1 pseudogene is annotated in these 400 nt (G+C 60.2%); it reads left to right on the top strand.

Annotated elements, in window-relative coordinates:
* A pseudogene (locus tag I6F37_RS43180) lies at positions 1-358 on the top strand (hypothetical protein); the annotation flags it as partial.
* Positions 359-400: the final 42 nt, after the last annotated feature.

Here is a 400-nt window from a genome sequence, read left to right as displayed (position 1 = left end):
CGCCGATGGCGGCGCTTTCACTAACTCCATCGTCAGCAAGCCCACCGCTTTCGGTATGTCCAACGGCAAAACCGGTGTAATGGGTGAGGCTGGGGAAGAGGCGATCATGCCGCTGACCCGGACGTCGAGCGGCAAGCTGGGCGTTATGGCGATGGGCGGCGGCGGGGCCGGTGGCACGCAGATCAATGTCGAGGTGCATATCGATGGTGACGGTAACGCCTCGTCGAGTGCAGACGCACCTGGCTACGACATTTTCGGCAAAGAGTTGGCCGCGTTCGTTGAGCAGAAGTATCAGCAGATGCGCAACAAGGACATGGGCCAGGGCGGCGTCATCAACAAAGCAATCAAGGGGCGCTGATGGCAATCGAACGATTTACGTGGGCAACAGAGAAGGGCGCGG

This window comes from Bradyrhizobium sp. NBAIM08, from assembly GCF_020193935.1.
GTDB classification, from domain to species: Bacteria; Pseudomonadota; Alphaproteobacteria; order Rhizobiales; family Xanthobacteraceae; genus Bradyrhizobium; species Bradyrhizobium yuanmingense.
Note: the sequence above shows the minus strand (reverse complement) of the source record. Positions and strands in the feature narration are given on the sequence as shown.